This window comes from Streptomyces sp. NPDC091287 (assembly GCF_044768525.1).
Lineage (GTDB): Bacteria > Actinomycetota > Actinomycetes > Streptomycetales > Streptomycetaceae > Streptomyces.
This window is the reverse complement of record NZ_JBIVUV010000005.1, coordinates 248,404-263,712: the sequence shown is the minus strand read 5'-3', so window position 1 is coordinate 263,712 and position 15,309 is coordinate 248,404. Positions and strand designations below refer to the sequence as shown.

General features: G+C 70.1%; 14 protein-coding genes and 2 pseudogenes. 2 read left to right on the top strand and 14 right to left on the bottom strand.

What is annotated here, in order from left to right; genetic code table 11:
• Positions 1–10: 10 nt before the first annotated feature.
• From nuoK to ACIQRW_RS10110, 11 genes are read right to left on the bottom strand one after another with little or no spacing between them, the layout of a single operon-like run.
• Positions 11–310: an NADH-quinone oxidoreductase subunit NuoK gene (gene nuoK / locus ACIQRW_RS10160; protein WP_003967074.1), complete on the bottom strand. Its 300-nt coding sequence runs from the start codon at positions 308–310 to the stop codon at positions 11–13.
• Positions 307–1,173, bottom strand: coding sequence for an NADH-quinone oxidoreductase subunit J (locus ACIQRW_RS10155; RefSeq protein WP_403757053.1), 867 nt, complete (start codon positions 1,171–1,173; stop codon positions 307–309). Before ACIQRW_RS10155 ends, nuoK begins: the two co-directional genes overlap by 4 nt.
• Entirely contained in the window at positions 1,170–1,868 is a 699-nt protein-coding gene (gene nuoI / locus ACIQRW_RS10150) for an NADH-quinone oxidoreductase subunit NuoI (protein ID WP_403757050.1), read from the bottom strand. Before nuoI ends, ACIQRW_RS10155 begins: the two co-directional genes overlap by 4 nt.
• Positions 1,861–3,264, bottom strand: coding sequence for an NADH-quinone oxidoreductase subunit NuoH (gene nuoH / locus ACIQRW_RS10145; protein WP_403757047.1), 1,404 nt, complete (start codon positions 3,262–3,264; stop codon positions 1,861–1,863). The genes nuoI and nuoH overlap by 8 nt, the downstream gene beginning before the upstream one ends.
• Positions 3,261–5,771 (bottom strand): NADH-quinone oxidoreductase subunit G, encoded by a 2,511-nt coding sequence (locus ACIQRW_RS10140; RefSeq protein ID WP_403757045.1) that lies wholly within the window; start codon positions 5,769–5,771, stop codon positions 3,261–3,263. The genes nuoH and ACIQRW_RS10140 overlap by 4 nt, the downstream gene beginning before the upstream one ends.
• Entirely contained in the window at positions 5,768–7,150 is a 1,383-nt protein-coding gene (gene nuoF / locus ACIQRW_RS10135; RefSeq protein WP_403757042.1) for an NADH-quinone oxidoreductase subunit NuoF, read from the bottom strand. The genes ACIQRW_RS10140 and nuoF overlap by 4 nt, the downstream gene beginning before the upstream one ends.
• On the bottom strand, positions 7,147–8,001 hold the full coding sequence (gene nuoE, locus ACIQRW_RS10130) for an NADH-quinone oxidoreductase subunit NuoE (protein ID WP_403757039.1): 855 nt from the start codon (positions 7,999–8,001) through the stop codon (positions 7,147–7,149). Before nuoE ends, nuoF begins: the two co-directional genes overlap by 4 nt.
• A gap of 29 nt (positions 8,002–8,030) precedes the next feature.
• Positions 8,031–9,353 carry an NADH-quinone oxidoreductase subunit D gene (locus ACIQRW_RS10125; protein ID WP_403757036.1) on the bottom strand — a complete coding sequence of 441 codons (1,323 nt, stop codon included), beginning with the start codon at positions 9,351–9,353 and terminating at the stop codon, positions 8,031–8,033.
• Positions 9,353–10,081 carry an NADH-quinone oxidoreductase subunit C gene (locus tag ACIQRW_RS10120; protein WP_403757033.1) on the bottom strand — a complete coding sequence of 243 codons (729 nt, stop codon included), beginning with the start codon at positions 10,079–10,081 and terminating at the stop codon, positions 9,353–9,355. Before ACIQRW_RS10120 ends, ACIQRW_RS10125 begins: the two co-directional genes overlap by 1 nt.
• Positions 10,078–10,632, bottom strand: coding sequence for an NADH-quinone oxidoreductase subunit B family protein (locus tag ACIQRW_RS10115; RefSeq protein ID WP_003967083.1), 555 nt, complete (start codon positions 10,630–10,632; stop codon positions 10,078–10,080). The genes ACIQRW_RS10120 and ACIQRW_RS10115 overlap by 4 nt, the downstream gene beginning before the upstream one ends.
• A gap of 18 nt (positions 10,633–10,650) precedes the next feature.
• On the bottom strand, positions 10,651–11,010 hold the full coding sequence (locus ACIQRW_RS10110; protein WP_003967084.1) for an NADH-quinone oxidoreductase subunit A: 360 nt from the start codon (positions 11,008–11,010) through the stop codon (positions 10,651–10,653).
• An 836-nt stretch (positions 11,011–11,846) separates the two neighbouring features.
• Here ACIQRW_RS10110 and ACIQRW_RS10105 point away from each other — a divergent pair.
• On the top strand, positions 11,847–12,698 hold the full coding sequence (locus ACIQRW_RS10105) for a C40 family peptidase (protein ID WP_403757030.1): 852 nt from the start codon (positions 11,847–11,849) through the stop codon (positions 12,696–12,698).
• A 1-nt stretch (position 12,699) separates the two neighbouring features.
• On the opposite strand, the gene ACIQRW_RS10100 is transcribed toward ACIQRW_RS10105, so the two are convergent.
• The 3 genes and pseudogenes from ACIQRW_RS10100 to ACIQRW_RS10090 form a co-directional block, all read right to left on the bottom strand.
• Positions 12,700–13,911 (bottom strand): Cmx/CmrA family chloramphenicol efflux MFS transporter, encoded by a 1,212-nt coding sequence (locus ACIQRW_RS10100; protein WP_403757027.1) that lies wholly within the window; start codon positions 13,909–13,911, stop codon positions 12,700–12,702.
• Between the two features lie 433 nt (positions 13,912–14,344).
• Positions 14,345–14,521, bottom strand: a complete 177-nt coding sequence (locus ACIQRW_RS10095; protein ID WP_274344021.1) for a hypothetical protein — start codon at positions 14,519–14,521, stop codon at positions 14,345–14,347.
• A 246-nt stretch (positions 14,522–14,767) separates the two neighbouring features.
• Positions 14,768–15,055, bottom strand: a pseudogene (locus ACIQRW_RS10090) (phosphodiesterase); the annotation flags it as partial.
• Between ACIQRW_RS10090 and ACIQRW_RS10085 the strand changes: the two are divergent.
• Positions 15,056–15,304 (top strand): annotated as a pseudogene (locus ACIQRW_RS10085) (CGNR zinc finger domain-containing protein); the annotation flags it as partial.
• Positions 15,305–15,309: the final 5 nt, after the last annotated feature.

The following is a 15,309-nucleotide window of genomic DNA, read 5'->3' as shown; positions in this document are numbered from 1 at the left end:
TTCCGACCCCTTACAGCTTCATCAGGCTGGCGTCGTCGACCGAGGCCGAGTGGCGGGAGCGGAACAACGACACGATGATCGCGAGTCCGACGACGACTTCCGCGGCGGCGACGACCATCGTGAAGAACGCGACGATCTGCCCGTCGAGGTTGCCGTGCATCCGGGAGAACGTGACGAGCGCCAGATTGCAGGCGTTGAGCATCAGCTCGACGCACATGAACACCACGATCGCGTTCCGCCGGACCAGCACCCCGGAGGCGCCGATCGCGAACAGCAGGGCCGCGAGGTAGAGGTAGTTGACCGGGTTCACTTGGCGGCCTCCGAATTCTCCGCCGCGGACGGGGGATTGGCTCCGCGTGCCACGGCGTCCGCGTCCTCACGTCCGAGCCGCTCCCCGGAGCGCTGCTCCAGGGCCTTGAGATCGGCGAGGGACTGCTGCGAGACATCACGGATCTGGCCGCGCCGACGCAGCGTCTGCATGACGGTCAGCTCGGACGGCGTGCCGTCGGGGAGCAGACCGGGGATGTCCACCGCGTTGTGCCGGGCGTAGACGCCGGGTGCGGGGAGCGGCGGGAGGTGCTTGCCGCGCACGCGCTCCTCGGACATCTCCCGCTGGGTCTTGGCCCGCTCGGTGCGCTCGCGGTGCGTGAGCACCATCGCGCCGACCGTCGCGGTGATCAGCAGGGCGCCGGTGATCTCGAAGGCGAAGACGTACTTCGTGAAGATGAGGTTGGCGAGCCCCTCGATATTGCCGCCGTGCGCCGCGTTGGCGGCGCCGAGCCCCTCGAACGTGCTGAGGGAGGCGTTGCCGATGCCGGCGATCAGCAGGATGCCGAATCCGAGGGAGCAGCCGAGGGCCAGCCAGCGCTGCCCCTTGATGGTCTCCTTGAGGGAGTCGGCGGCGGTGACGCCGACGAGCATGACGACGAAGAGGAACAGCATCATGATCGCGCCGGTGTAGACGACGATCTGGACGATGCCGAGGAAATACGCCCCGTTGGCGAGGTAGAACACCGCCAGGACGATCATGGTGCCGGCGAGCGAGAGCGCGCTGTGCACGGCCCTCTTCAGCAGGGCCGTGGAGAGCGCGCCGATCACGGCGACGGTGCCCAGGATCCAGAACTGGAAGGCCTCGCCCGTCGAGGTGGTGGTGGCTGCGGCCAGCGCGTTCACGCCCCCACCCCCTTGTCCTGCCGGGTGGCGTCGGCGGCCCGGGTGGACTCGATGGGGTCCTCGTCGGGCTTGTCGCCCTCGCCCTTGGACACGGCCGTCTGACGGACCGTGCCGGGGGCGGCCTCGGTGACCACTCCCCGGTAGTAGTCCTGCTCGTCCATGCCGGGGAAGATCGCGTGCGGGCTGTCGACCATGCCCTCTTCCAGGCCCGCGAGCAGCTCGTCCTTGGTGTAGATGAGGCTCTCGCGGGTGGTGTTGGCCAGCTCGAACTCGTTCGTCATCGTCAGTGCCCGGGTGGGGCAGGCCTCGATGCAGAGTCCGCACAGGATGCAGCGCGCGTAATTGATCTGGTAGACGCGGCCGTAGCGCTCTCCCGGGGAGTAGCGCTCCTCCTCGGTGTTGTCCGCGCCCTCCACGTAGATCGCGTCCGCCGGACAGGCCCAGGCGCACAGCTCGCAGCCGACGCACTTCTCCAGGCCGTCCGGGTGGCGGTTGAGCTGATGGCGGCCGTGGAAGCGGGGCGCCGTCACCTTCGGCGTCTCCGGATACTGCTCGGTGAGCCGCTTCTTGAACATGGCCTTGAAGGTCACGCCGAAGCCGGCCACGGGGTTCTGGAACTTGTCCCCCGACTCCCCCGCCCGGCCCGAGGATCCAGCGGATCCCGATGAGCCCGTGAGCTCTGGTTTCTCAGACACCGCCGGCCTCCTTTCCGTCACTCGCGTTTCCGTCACTCTGAGTATCCGGTCCACCACTGACAACGAGCTCCCGCTCCCGTCGTGGTGTGCGCCTGGGCACCGGCGGCAGGGTCTGTCCGGGCAGCGGAGGCACCGGGAACCCGCCCGCCATCGGATCGAAGGCGGGCTCCGGCCCGGCCGCTTCCTCCTCGGCCCGGTTCCTGCGGTCGCGGAACATGTCGACGATGAACGAGATCAGCAGGATCGCGAGCACGGCCGCTCCGACGTACAGCACGATCCGGGAGAAGTCGTAGCCCTCGTTGCGCAGGGCGCGAACGGTGGCGACGAGCATCAGCCAGACCACGGAGACCGGGATGAGGACCTTCCAGCCGAGCTTCATCAGCTGGTCGTAGCGGACCCGGGGCAGGGTGCCGCGCAGCCAGATGAAGAAGAACAGCAGCAGCTGGACCTTGAGGACGAACCAGAGCATCGGCCACCAGCCCTGGTTCGCGCCCTCCCAGAAGGTGCTGATCGGGTACGGAGCCCGCCAGCCGCCCAGGAAGAGGGTCACGGAGACCGCGGAGACGGTGACCATGTTGACGTACTCGGCGAGCATGAACATCGCGAACTTGATCGAGGAGTACTCGGTGTTGAACCCGCCGACGAGGTCGCCCTCGGACTCCGGCATGTCGAACGGCGCCCGGTTGGTCTCACCGACCATCGTGATGATGTAGATGATGAAGGAGACCGGCAGCAGGATCACGAACCACCGGTCCGCCTGGGCCTCCACGATCGCCGAGGTCGACATCGACCCGGAGTAGAGGAACACCGAGGCGAACGCGGCGCCCATCGCGATCTCGTAGCTGATCATCTGGGCGGCGGAGCGCAGACCGCCGAGCAGCGGGTACGTCGATCCGGAGGACCAGCCCGCCAGCACGAGGCCGTAGATGCCGACCGAGGCGACCGCGAGAATGTAGAGCATCGCGATCGGGAGGTCGGTCAACTGCATCGTCGTGCGCTGCCCGAAGATCGACACCTGGTTGTCGGCGGGGCCGAACGGGATGACCGCGATCGCCATGAACGCCGGGATCGCCGCGATGATCGGCGCCAGGATGTAGACGACCTTGTCGGCCCGCTTGACGACGACGTCTTCCTTGAGCATGAGCTTCATGCCGTCGGCGAGCGACTGGAGCATGCCCCAGGGGCCGTTGCGGTTGGGGCCGATGCGCAGCTGCATCCAGGCCACGACCTTGCGCTCCCACACGATGGAGAACAGCACGGTCACCATCAGGAACGCGAAGCAGAAGACCGCCTTGATGACGACGAGCCACCAGGGGTCGGTGCCGAACATCGAGAGATCCTCGGCGGCGAGGACGACGCCCTCGGGCGCCGTCGTGAATGCGGCGAGGCCAGTCACGCTCGTACCTCCGATGGTTCGACGGGAGCACCCGGTGCGGCGGCGGGACCGATCCGCACCAGGCCGCCGGGGTTCGCGCCGGTGTCGGCGGGGATGCCGCGCCCCACCGAGTTCAGCGGCACCCAGACCACCCGGTCCGGCATGTCGGTGACCGCGAGGGGCAGTTCGACGGTGCCCGCGGGGCCGGTGACGGCGAGCAGGTCGCCGTCCTTGACACCGGACTCGGCGGCGGTGACCGGCGAGAGCCGGGCGACGGCCGCGTGCCGGGTCCCGGCGAGCGCGGTGTCGCCGTCCTGGAGCCGGCCGAGGTCGAGCAGCATCCGGTGGCCCGCGAGGACCGCCTCGCCGTCGCCGGGCCGTGGCAGCGGCTGGGCGCTCTCGCGCGGGTCCTCCGCGTGGCCGCCCTCCCAGCCGCCGAGCCGGTCCAGCTCGCGGCGGGCGGCGGTCAGGTCCGGCAGGGCGAAGTGCACGTCCATGGCGTCGGCCAGCATGTGCAGCACCCGGGAGTCCGTCGGCGCCAGCGTCCGGGGCATCTGCTCCGGCTTCAGCGCCGCCTGGAACATCCGGACCCGGCCCTCCCAGTTGAGGAAGGTGCCGGACTTCTCCGCGACGGCGGCGACCGGGAAGACCACGTCCGCCCGGGCGGTGACCGCGCTCGGCCGCAGTTCCAGCGAGACCAGGAAGCCGACCTCGTTCAGCGCCTGGATGGCACGGTTCGGGTCGGGCAGGTCCTCGACGCCGACCCCGGCGACGAGGAGCGCGCCCAGTTCGCCGGTGGCCGCGGCCTCGACGATCTGGTCGGTGTCGCGGCCGTGGCGGGTGGGCAGTTCGGCCACACGCCACAGCTCCGCGACCTCCTCGCGGGCCCGCGGGTCGGTGGCCGGGCGGCCGCCGGGCAGCAGGGTGGGGAGCGCGCCCCCCTCCACCGCGCCCCGGTCGCCCGCCCGGCGCGGGATCCACACCAGGCGTGCGCCGGTGGCGGTGGCGGTGCGGACGGCGGCGGACAGCGCACCGGGCACTCCGGCGAGCCGTTCACCGACGATGATCAGGGAGTGCTCGGCGCGGAGCGCCTCGGCCGCGGCGGCCCCTTCGGCCTCCAGGCCGACGCCGCCCGCGAGCGCGTCCAGCCACTCGGTCTCGGTGCCGGGGGCGGCGGGCAGCAGGGTGCCGCCCGCCTTCACCAGGCCCCGGGTGGCGTGCGAGGCGAGCGCGAAGGTCTTCTGGCCGCTCTTGCGGTGGGCCTTGCGCAGCCGCAGGAAGACGCCGGGCGCCTCCTCCTCGGACTCGAACCCGATGAGCAGGACCGCGGGGGCCTTCTCCAGCGCGGTGTACGTGACCCCCTCGCCGTCCAGGTCCCGGCCGCGTCCGGCGACCCGGGCGGCCAGGAAGTCGGCCTCCTCGGCGCTGTGGACCCGGGAGCGGAAGTCGACGTCGTTGGTGTCGAGGGCGACCCGGGCGAACTTGCTGTACGCGTAGGCGTCCTCGACGGTCAGCCGGCCGCCGGTCAGGACGCCGGTACGGCCGCGGGCGGCGAGGAGCCCGGCCGCCGCGGCTTCCAGCGCCTCGGGCCAGCTCGCCGGTTCCAGGACGCCCTCGGCGTTGCGGACCAGCGGGGTGGTGAGCCGGTCGCGCTGCTGGGCGTAACGGAAGCCGAACCGCCCCTTGTCGCAGAGCCACTCCTCGTTGACCTCGGGCTCGTTGGCCGCGAGGCGGCGCATGACCTTGCCGCGCCGGTGGTCGGTGCGGGTCGAGCAGCCGCCCGCGCACTGCTCGCACACCGAGGGCGTGGAGACCAGGTCGAAGGGACGGGAGCGGAATCGGTACGCCGCCGAGGTCAGCGCGCCGACCGGGCAGATCTGGATGGTGTTGCCGGAGAAGTACGACTCGAAGGGGTCGCCCTCGCCGGTGCCGACCTGCTGGAGGGCGCCGCGCTCGATCAGCTCGATCATCGGGTCGCCCGCCACCTGGTTGGAGAACCGGGTGCAGCGCGCGCAGAGCACGCACCGCTCGCGGTCCAGCAGCACCTGGGTGGAGATCGCGACCGGCTTCTCGAAGGTCCGCTTCTTGCCGTCGAAGCGGGAGTCGGCGGCGCCGTGCGACATCGCCTGGTTCTGGAGCGGGCACTCGCCGCCCTTGTCGCAGACGGGGCAGTCCAGCGGATGGTTGATCAGCAGGAGCTCCATCACGCCCTTCTGCGCCTTCTCGGCGACAGGAGAGGTGATCTGCGACTTGACGACCATGCCGTCGGTGCAGGTGATGGTGCAGGAGGCCATGGGCTTGCGCTGGCCCTCGACCTCGACGATGCACTGGCGGCAGGCGCCGGCGGGGTCGAGGAGCGGGTGGTCGCAGAAGCGCGGGATCTCGATGCCGAGGAGCTCGGCGGCGCGGATGACCAGGGTCCCCTTGGGGACGCTGATCTCGATGCCGTCGATGGTCAGCGTGACCAGGTCCTCGGGCGGGATCGCCGCCTCGCCGCCCCCGGAGGGCGCACTCGTGGTGACTGTCATGCGTTCACCCCCCGGTGAGCGTTCTTGCCGTCGGTGTTCTTGTCGTCGGCCCAGGCCGTGGACCGGGCGGGGTCGAAGGGGCAGCCCTTGCCGGTGATGTGCTGCTCGTACTCCTCGCGGAAGTACTTGAGCGAGGAGAAGATCGGCGAGGCCGCGCCGTCGCCGAGCGCGCAGAACGACTTGCCGTTGATGTTGTCGGCGATGTCGTTGAGCTTGTCGAGGTCGGCCATCTCGCCCTTGCCGGCCTCGATGTCGCGGAGCAACTGGACCAGCCAGTACGTCCCTTCGCGGCAGGGCGTGCACTTGCCGCAGGACTCGTGGGCGTAGAACTCGGTCCAGCGGGTGACGGCCCGCACGACGCAGGTCGTCTCGTCGAAGCACTGGAGCGCCTTGGTGCCGAGCATGGAGCCGGCGGCGCCGACGCCCTCGTAGTCGAGGGGGACGTCGAGGTGCTCCTCGGTGAACATCGGGGTGGAGGAGCCGCCCGGGGTCCAGAACTTCAGGCGGTGACCGGCCCGGATGCCGCCGCTCATGTCGAGGAGCTGGCGCAGCGTGATGCCGAGCGGGGCCTCGTACTGGCCGGGGCTGGTGACATGGCCGCTGAGCGAGTAGAGCGTGAAGCCCGGGGACTTCTCGCTGCCCATCGACTTGAACCAGTCCTTGCCCTTGTTCAGGATCGCGGGAACCGAGGCGATGGACTCGACGTTGTTCACCACAGTGGGGCAGGCGTACAGACCGGCGACCGCAGGGAAGGGGGGCCGCAGCCGGGGCTGGCCACGCCGTCCTTCGAGAGAGTCGAGCAGCGCGGTTTCCTCACCACAGATGTACGCACCGGCGCCCGCGTGCACCGTGAGTTCCAGATCGAGTCCTGAACCCAGGACGTTCGTCCCCAGATAACCCGCCTCGTACGCCTCTCGTACGGCCTCGTGCAGTCGTCGCAGCACGGGGACGACCTCACCGCGCAGATAGATGAACGCGTGCGACGAACGGATCGCGTAACAGGCGATCACGATGCCCTCGATGAGGCTGTGCGGGTTGGCGAAGAGGAGCGGGATGTCCTTGCAGGTCCCCGGCTCCGACTCGTCGGCGTTGACCACCAGATAGTGCGGTTTGCCGTCGCCCTGCGGGATGAACTGCCACTTCATCCCGGTGGGGAAGCCCGCGCCGCCGCGTCCGCGCAGACCGGAGTCCTTGACGTACGCGATGAGGTCGTCGGGCGCCATGGCGAGTGCCTTGCGCAGCCCTTCGTAGCCGTCGTGGCGGCGGTAGGTGTCCAGGGTCCAGGAGTCGGGCTGGTCCCAGAAGGCGGAGAGGACGGGTGCGAGCAGCTTCTCGGGGCTCGTCCCGTTGTGGTCGATCTCGGCGGCCAAGGTCATCACTCCCCCTCCTCGGCTGCGGGCCCGGCCGGGTGCTCCGGGTCCGAGGCCGAGGTCTGCTGCGGTGCGTCGTGCGAGCTGAGGTGCTCGGACGGCGAAGGGTCGTGCGGCTGTCCGTCCTGCGGCTGCGCGTCGTGCGGCTGCGCGTCCTGGGGCTGTCCGGCGCGCGGGGAGACCACGCGCGCCTGCGGAAGCGCCTCGCCCTTGGCGAGCTTCAGCCCGACGAGGGAGGCGGGGCCCGCGCCGCCGGTCGCCTCGACGGCGCCGGGCCGCTCGTCGGGGAAGCCGGCCAGGATGCGGGCCGTCTCCTTGTACGAGCAGATCGGCGCGCCGCGGGTGGGCTCGACGGTCCGGCCGGCGATCAGGTCGTCGACGAGCTGCGTGGCGCTCTGGGGCGTCTGGTTGTCGAAGAACTCCCAGTTGACCATCACGACGGGCGCGAAGTCGCAGGCGGCGTTGCACTCGATGTGTTCGAGGGTGACCTTGCCGTCGTCGGTGGTCTCGTTGTTGCCGACGCCGAGGTGCTCCTTGAGCGTGTCGAAGATGGCGTCGCCGCCCATGACCGCGCACAGGGTGTTGGTGCAGACGCCGACCTGGTAGTCGCCGCTGGGCCTGCGCCGGTACATGGAGTAGAACGTCGCGACGGCGGTGACCTCGGCGGTGGTGAGGTCGAGCGTCTCGGCGCAGAAGGCCATGCCCGTACGGGAGACGTATCCCTCCTCGGACTGCACGAGGTGCAGCAGCGGCAGCAGGGCGGAGCGGCTGCCGGGGTAGCGGGCGAGCACCTCCTTCGCGTCCGCGTCGAGCCGGGCGCGCACCTCGGCCGGGTAGGGGGTGGCGGGGAGCTGCGGCATCCCCAGACTGACGTCTTGGCGTGATGTGGTCACCGGTCGACGCCTCCCATCACGGGGTCGATGGACGCGACGGCGACGATGACGTCGGCGACCTGGCCGCCTTCGCACATCGCCGCCATGGCCTGGAGGTTGGTGAAGGACGGGTCGCGGAAGTGGACCCGGTAGGGGCGGGTGCCACCGTCGGAGACGACGTGCACGCCGAGTTCGCCCTTGGGGGACTCGACGGCGGTGTACGTCTGCCCGGCCGGGACCCGGAAGCCCTCGGTCACCAGCTTGAAGTGGTGGATCAGGGCTTCCATGGAGGTGCCCATGATGTTCCGGATGTGGTCGAGCGAGTTGCCGAGTCCGTCCGGGCCGAGGGCGAGCTGGGCGGGCCAGGCGATCTTCTTGTCGGCGACCATGACCGGCCCGGGCTCCAGGCGGTCGATGCACTGCTCGATGATGCGCAGCGACTGGCGCATCTCCTCCAGGCGGATCAGGAAGCGTCCGTAGGAGTCGCAGGTGTCGGCGGTCGGGACCTCGAAGTCGTAGGTCTCGTAGCCGCAGTACGGGTCGCTCTTGCGCAGGTCGTGCGGGAGTCCGGCGGAGCGCAGCACCGGGCCGGTGGCGCCGAGCGCCATGCAGCCGGAGAGGTCGAGGTAGCCGACGTCCTGCATACGGGCCTTGAAGATCGGGTTGCCGGTGGCGAGCTTGTCGTACTCCGGCAGGTTCTTCTTCATGGTCTTGATGAACTCGCGCAGCCGGTCGATCGCGCCCGGGGGCAGGTCCTGGGCGAGGCCGCCGGGGCGGACGAACGCGTGGTTCATCCGCAGGCCGGTGAAGAGTTCGAAGAGGTCGAGAACCAGTTCACGATCGCGGAAGCCGTAGATCATGATCGTGGTCGCGCCGAGCTCCATGCCGCCGGTGGCGACGCACACCAGGTGCGAGGAGATCCGGTTGAGCTCCATCAGCAGCACGCGCAGGACGGTGGCCCGGTCGGGGATCTGGTCCTCGATGCCGAGGAGCTTCTCGACGCCCAGGCAGTACGCCGTCTCGTTGAAGAACGGCGTCAGGTAGTCCATCCGCGTGACGAAGGTGGTGCCCTGCGTCCAGTTGCGGAATTCGAGGTTCTTCTCGATGCCGGTGTGGAGGTAGCCGATGCCGCAGCGGGCCTCGGTGACGGTCTCGCCGTCGATCTCCAGGATGAGGCGCAGCACGCCGTGCGTGGACGGGTGCTGGGGACCCATGTTGACGATGATGCGCTCGTCGTCGGACTTCACCGCGGATTCGACGACCTCGTCCCAGTCGCCGCCGGTGACTGTATATACAGTCCCCTCGGTCGTGGCACGGGGTGTCGCGTGGGGAGTGGTCATCAGGAGTACGACCTCCGCTGGTCCGGAGCCGGGATCTGGGCGCCCTTGTACTCGACGGCGATACCGCCGAGCGGGTAGTCCTTGCGCTGCGGGAAGCCCTGCCAGTCGTCCGGCATCATGATCCGGGTCAGGGCCGGGTGCCCGTCGAAGATGAGCCCGAAGAAGTCGTACGCCTCGCGCTCGTGCCAGTCGTTGGTCGGGTAGATCTCGACGAGCGACGGGATGTGCGGGTCGCTGTCCGGGGCGGACACCTCCAGCCGGATCAGCCGGCCGTGGGTGAGGGACCGCAGGTGGTAGACGGCGTGCAGCTCGCGGCCCTTGTCGCCCAGGAAGTGGACGCCGCTCACGCCCGTACAGAGTTCGAAGCGCAGGGCGGGGTCGTCGCGCAGCGTGCGGGCGACCTGGACCAGGTGCTCGCGGGCGATGTGGAAGGTCAGCTCGTCGCGGTCGACAACCGTCTTCTCGATGGCGTTGGAGGAGAGCAGGTCCTGTTCCTCCAGGGCCCCTTCCAGCTCGTCGGCCACCTCGTCGAACCAGCCGCCGTACGGCCGGGAGGCGGCTCCCGGCAGGGTGATGGTGCGGACGAGGCCGCCGTAGCCGGAGGTGTCGCCGCCGTTGTTCGCGCCGAACATGCCCTTGCGGACGCGGATGACCTCGCCGCCGGTGTCGCGCGGGGCGGGTACGGCGTTGCCGTTCCGCTCGCCGTTCGCGTCGGAGTTCTCGGTCACCGCAGCAGCCCCTTCATCTCGATCAGGGGCAGTGCCTTGAGGGCCGCTTCCTCCGCCTCGCGGGCGGCCTCCTCCGCGTTGACCCCGAGCTTGGAGGTCTGGATCTTCTGGTGGAGCTTGAGGATGGCGTCCAGCAGCATCTCGGGGCGAGGCGGACAACCCGGCAAATAGATATCGACCGGGACAATGTGATCAACACCCTGCACAATGGCGTAATTGTTGAACATCCCACCCGATGACGCACAGACTCCCATGGAAATGACCCACTTGGGATTCGGCATCTGGTCGTAGACCTGCCGCAGGACGGGCGCCATCTTCTGGCTCACCCGCCCCGCGACGATCATCAGGTCCGCCTGTCGCGGCGATCCGCGGAAGACCTCCATCCCGAACCGGGCCAGGTCGTAGCGGCCCGCGCCGGTCGTCATCATCTCGATGGCGCAGCAGGCCAGTCCGAACGTGGCCGGGAAGACGGATGACTTCCGCACCCAGCCCGCGGCCTGCTCGACCGTGGTCAGAACGAAGCCGCTCGGCAGTTTCTCTTCGAGTCCCATGGTGTGCCCCTCAGCCCCTCAGTCCCATTCCAGGCCGCCGCGACGCCATACATACGCATAGGCGACGAAGACGGTGAGCACGAAGAGCAGCATCTCCACGAGCCCGAAGATCCCCAGGGCGTCGAAGGAGACCGCCCAGGGATAGAGGAAGACGATCTCGATGTCGAAGACGATGAAAAGCATCGCCGTCAGGTAGTACTTGATCGGAAAGCGGCCGCCTCCGGCGGGAGTCGGGGTGGGTTCGATACCGCACTCGTACGCTTCGAGCTTTGCCCGGTTGTACCGCTTGGGGCCGATAAGCGTGGCCATGACCACGGAGAAGATCGCAAACCCTGCCCCGAGGGCGCCGAGCACGAGGATGGGCGCGTAGGCATTCACGCTCCTCGCTCCTTCCAGTCGTCCTTGACCTGTGGACCGCATCGGGCGACCGGCTCGCTGCCTCACCAAGATCGTGCACATGTGAGGCAGTTCACAAGCCCGACTGCCCCGCATCCTATGCCCGGCCCCCTGTGATCTGCGACACGGGGTGCGACAACGGCTTTGTGATCTCCACCACCTGACGAAGGATCATGAAGTCGTATGAGCGGTGATCTTCGTACGCGAAGCGGCCGAGTGATCACGAGACGTGACATTCGATGGTGTTACCGCTGGTCAAAGGCGTGCCGCGCTATCAATCGACGGCCCGTACAAGCAAATTGGCGATGGAACGCCCAGGGGTGATAAGGGCGTCGACCAAGATCGATGACCGCCCGCACGAGGGGCGGTGGGGACCGATGTGGACATGTGCACGCATTCACGAACTTCCGGATCGAGCACCCGGAGGCCGACCCCGCGCCGGCCCGGCACACGGGCGGAGTCACCGCATCCGTCGACACGGGGCGACCACGGGGGCCCGTCGATCGCCGCGGGGTGCCCACGCGGATCGCAGCCGCGAGGGTTGCCCGTTCCGGCGGACCAACACTGTGACCTGCGCCACTCGACCCCTCGCCCCGGAAAGCCGGGCTTGGCCATCGGTGCGAACGGATGGTAAGCGACGGGCAATTCGGGCGTATTACCGAAAGACAATGATCACGGGCCTGATGGACGCTGACCGATTTGCCCGTTACGGCGTCAATAAAGGTGCCCAGAAAGCGGATTCACAGATTCCGAACGTAACTGTGTCGCAACACACGTTTCTTGATGGGACCCCTACAGCCCTGATAGCGCTAGTACCCATGTCCCACACCGCTCACATACCCAGCCACCGGAAGCCCCGTCAGCGCGCCTCGAAGTCGGCACTGCGAGCCGGAGTTGCCGGTGGCGTCCTCAGCACCATCGCGGTCGCGGGTGCCGCCGGTCCGGCCCAGGCCGAGCCGGTGACCCAGACGATCGAGATGCCCACGATCACGTCCGGCTTCTCCACCGCTGTGGCCGCCTCCGCCCAGGCCACACAGCAGGTCGCCCTCGACCTGGAGACGCAGGCCGACGAGGACGCCGCGGCCGAGAAGGCCGCGAAGGCGGCCAAGAAGGCGCACGCCGAGGCCGTCCGCAAGGCCGAGGCCAAGAAGAAGGCCGAAGCCGCCGCCAAGGCCAAGGCCGAGGCGGAGGCCGAGGAGCGCGCCGAGCGCGCCTCCCGGACCTCCGAGCGCACGACGCTCAGCGCCTCCTCCGGCTCGTCGGACTCCTCGGACTCGGGCAGCTCCGCCTCCGCCCCCTCCTCCTCGAACGTGAGCGGTTCCGCCGCCTCCATCGTGGCCTTCGCCAAGGCGCAGGTCGGCGACGCGTACGTGTCCGGCGGCACCGGCCCCAACGCGTGGGACTGCTCGGGTCTGGTCCAGGCCGCGTACCGCACGGCGGGCATCGACCTGCCGCGCGTCTCGCAGTCCCAGTCGACCTTCGGCACCCAGGTCTCCCTGGACAACCTCCAGCCCGGCGACATCCTTTACTGGGGTGGCGCCGGCAGCGCGTACCACGTCGCGATCTACGTCGGCGGCGGCGAGTTCGTCGGTGCGCAGAACTCCAGCACCGGCACGGTGCAGCGCTCCATGGACTACGACCGGCCGACCGGCGCGGTCCGCGTTCTCTGATTCACAAGCGCCCGTGGGCGCTCAGGTCGACAGCCTCTGAGGGCCGCCGCTCCCCCGCTCGGGGGCGGCGGCCCTTCGCCGTCGTCGCGGCGACGAGCAGGGCCAGGACCATCAGCAGGGCGCTCACCCAGACCGGGGCCCGGTAGCCGAACCCGGCGTCCAGGGCCAGGCCGCCCGCCCACGGGCCCACCGCCGCCCCCAGGTTGAACGCGGTCGTCGAGAAGGCGCCGGCCAGCGTCGGGGCCCCGGAGGCGAGGCCCAGGACCCGGGTGATCAGCGCGGTGCCCGTACCGAAGGCGAGCATGCCGAGGAGCGGGATCAGCGCCAGGGCGAGCACCGGGCGGCCCGCCGTCAGGGCGAGGGCCGCCCAGCCGACGGTGAGGGCGCTCATGCCCGTGGCGACGACGGCGACCGGGCGGGCGTCGGCGAACCGGCCCGCCACCGTGACACCGGCGAACGACCCCGCCCCGAACAGCGCCAGGGACACCGGCACCCACCCCGCGCCCAGACCCGTCTCCCGGGTGAGGAGCGGCTCCAGGTAGGAGAAGGCGCAGAAGGTCGCCCCCTGCACCAGGGCCATCGTGAGCAGGACCGGCCGCGGCCCGGGGCCGGTCAGCGCGCGCAGTTCGTCCCGCACGGGTACGGGAGCGGCGCCCGGGTCCGTACCCCGGCCGCCCGGGATGGAGCGCAGGACCGCGAGGAAGGCGGGCAGCGAGACGATCGCGACCGCCCAGAAGGCCGACCGCCACCCCCAGCGCTCCCCCAGCACCGCGCCGGCCGGTACGCCCACGACGCAGGCGATGGTCACGCCGCCGACCACCACGGCGGTGGCCCGGCCCTTCAGTTGGTCCGGGACCATCGCGATGGCCGTGGTCAGCGCGACCGCCCAGAAGCCCGCGTTGGCGAGGGCCCCGACGAAGCGGGTCACCAGGAGCACCTCGTAACTCGGGGTGAGAGCGCCGACGACATGGACGGCGACGAACACCGCGAGGAAGAGGAGCAGGGCGCGGCGGCGGGGCCAGGCGCGGCCGGCAAGCGCCATCAGAGGTGCGCCGACGACCATTCCGATGGCGAAGGCGGACGTGAGGAGGCCGGCGGCGGAGAGGGAGACGTCGAGGTCGGCGGCGATGCCGGAGACGAGCCCGGACAGCATGAACTCGGAGGTGCCCTGGGCGAAGACCGCGAGCCCCAGGACGTAAACGGCGAATGGCATGGGTGAGTAGCCCCTTGTACGGAACCGTCGGGTGGACAGACAGACCGGAGTGCGGGGATGCGGGCCGCGGAGACGTCCCGCCGGTGGTCCGGCGGGACGGTGCGGAGAAGTGCCCGGCGGCGATCGGCCGGTGGCACGGAGAAGTGCCCTGCGGTGACGATCGGCCGGTGGCACGTACCCCGCGTACGGCGGTGCTTCAACGCGTACGCGAGGGGGAACGGCCCGTACCCGCGGTGAGCAGGGGGCGTGGAACCGTGGTGAAGGGGGCCGGTGACCCGTGGGTCAGCCGGCGACGCTCAGCACGAACACGGCCACCGGCGCACCGGTGGCCGGAGTCTGTCGGACTCGGGGCAGGCCATGGGAGAGAGGCTACCGGTCGGGCGGCGGGGCCTCCAGCGGTTTTCCGGGCCGGAGGGGACCGCCGCCGCCCGGATCAGCGGCGGCGCGGGCGGCGGGTCGTCCGCTCCGGCTCCTTGGCCGAGGTGGTGGGCGCGGGCAGCGCGTCGTACGCGGCGTCGAAGTCCTCGTCCTCGTCCGTCGCGGTCGGGTCCACGGCGAAGCGGGGCTCCAGGAAGAGCCCGTGGTGCTGGGGCAGGGAGGCGGTGGTCATGGCTGTCTGTCCTTGGGGTCGAGCAGCGCTGTATCGGCTTGTTCCGTACCCCGCTGGCCTGCGTTCGATGTGAGCGTGCGTCAAGAGAAGTGGCACGCACCGCGTGCCGCCACTGCGGGCGGGGGCGGGCGGGCGCCGTCCGGTCCGGAACTGCCGACGACCGGGGGCGCGCAAATCATCGCACACGATCACCTGGGGAGATGAGGATTAACACCGGGGGCAAGCGGAGCGCCTGGTTCCTGGTGCTCAGGGGATGACGCGGAAGTGCGTGGTCAGCCGCCGGTCCTCGCCCAGGACGTGGAACGCCAGGCCCGGCGGCTGGTCCCGGTCCGCCGGGCGGTCCCCCTCCCAGGGCAGGCGCAGGGTCCAGGTGACGGCGGGGCCGACGATCAGGGGGCGGCCGCCGAAGACCGAGGCGGCGGCCGTGTGGGCGTGTCCGGTGAGGACGGCGACGACCCGCGGGTGGGCGGCGAGCAGGGCGGCCAGCCGCTCGGGCTCCTGGAGCATCCCGGCGTCCGGCAGCGGGTGGGAGAGGCCCCGGCGAGCCGCCTGTTGTCGGCCGAGGCCGACCCACGCGTACGGCTGGTCGCGGCGCTGGCGCGCGATGCCGTCGACTTTCTGAGCGGCCCGGAGTGCGAGCGGCTACGGGCCTGTCACGCGCCGCGCTGCGTGCGGTACTTCATCAGGAGCCACGGCCGGCAGGAGTGGTGCAAGCCCTCCTGCGGCAACCGGGCCCGGGTGGCCCGCCACTACGAACGCACGCGTGCGGCGGACCCTTCCTGAGCGGC

Excerpts from the sequence above, each read along its gene's own strand:
- ACIQRW_RS10140 (WP_403757045.1), bottom strand. The coding sequence starts at position 5,771 with ATGACAGTCACCACGAGTGCGCCCTCCGGGGGCGGCGAGGCGGCGATC.
- nuoE (WP_403757039.1), bottom strand. The coding sequence starts at position 8,001 with ATGCCGCAGCTCCCCGCCACCCCCTACCCGGCCGAGGTGCGCGCCCGG.
- ACIQRW_RS10125 (WP_403757036.1), bottom strand. The coding sequence starts at position 9,353 with ATGACCACTCCCCACGCGACACCCCGTGCCACGACCGAGGGGACTGTA.
- ACIQRW_RS10115 (WP_003967083.1), bottom strand. The coding sequence starts at position 10,632 with ATGGGACTCGAAGAGAAACTGCCGAGCGGCTTCGTTCTGACCACGGTC.
- ACIQRW_RS10105 (WP_403757030.1), top strand. The coding sequence starts at position 11,847 with ATGTCCCACACCGCTCACATACCCAGCCACCGGAAGCCCCGTCAGCGC.
- ACIQRW_RS10100 (WP_403757027.1), bottom strand. The coding sequence starts at position 13,911 with ATGCCATTCGCCGTTTACGTCCTGGGGCTCGCGGTCTTCGCCCAGGGC.
- ACIQRW_RS10095 (WP_274344021.1), bottom strand. The coding sequence starts at position 14,521 with ATGACCACCGCCTCCCTGCCCCAGCACCACGGGCTCTTCCTGGAGCCC.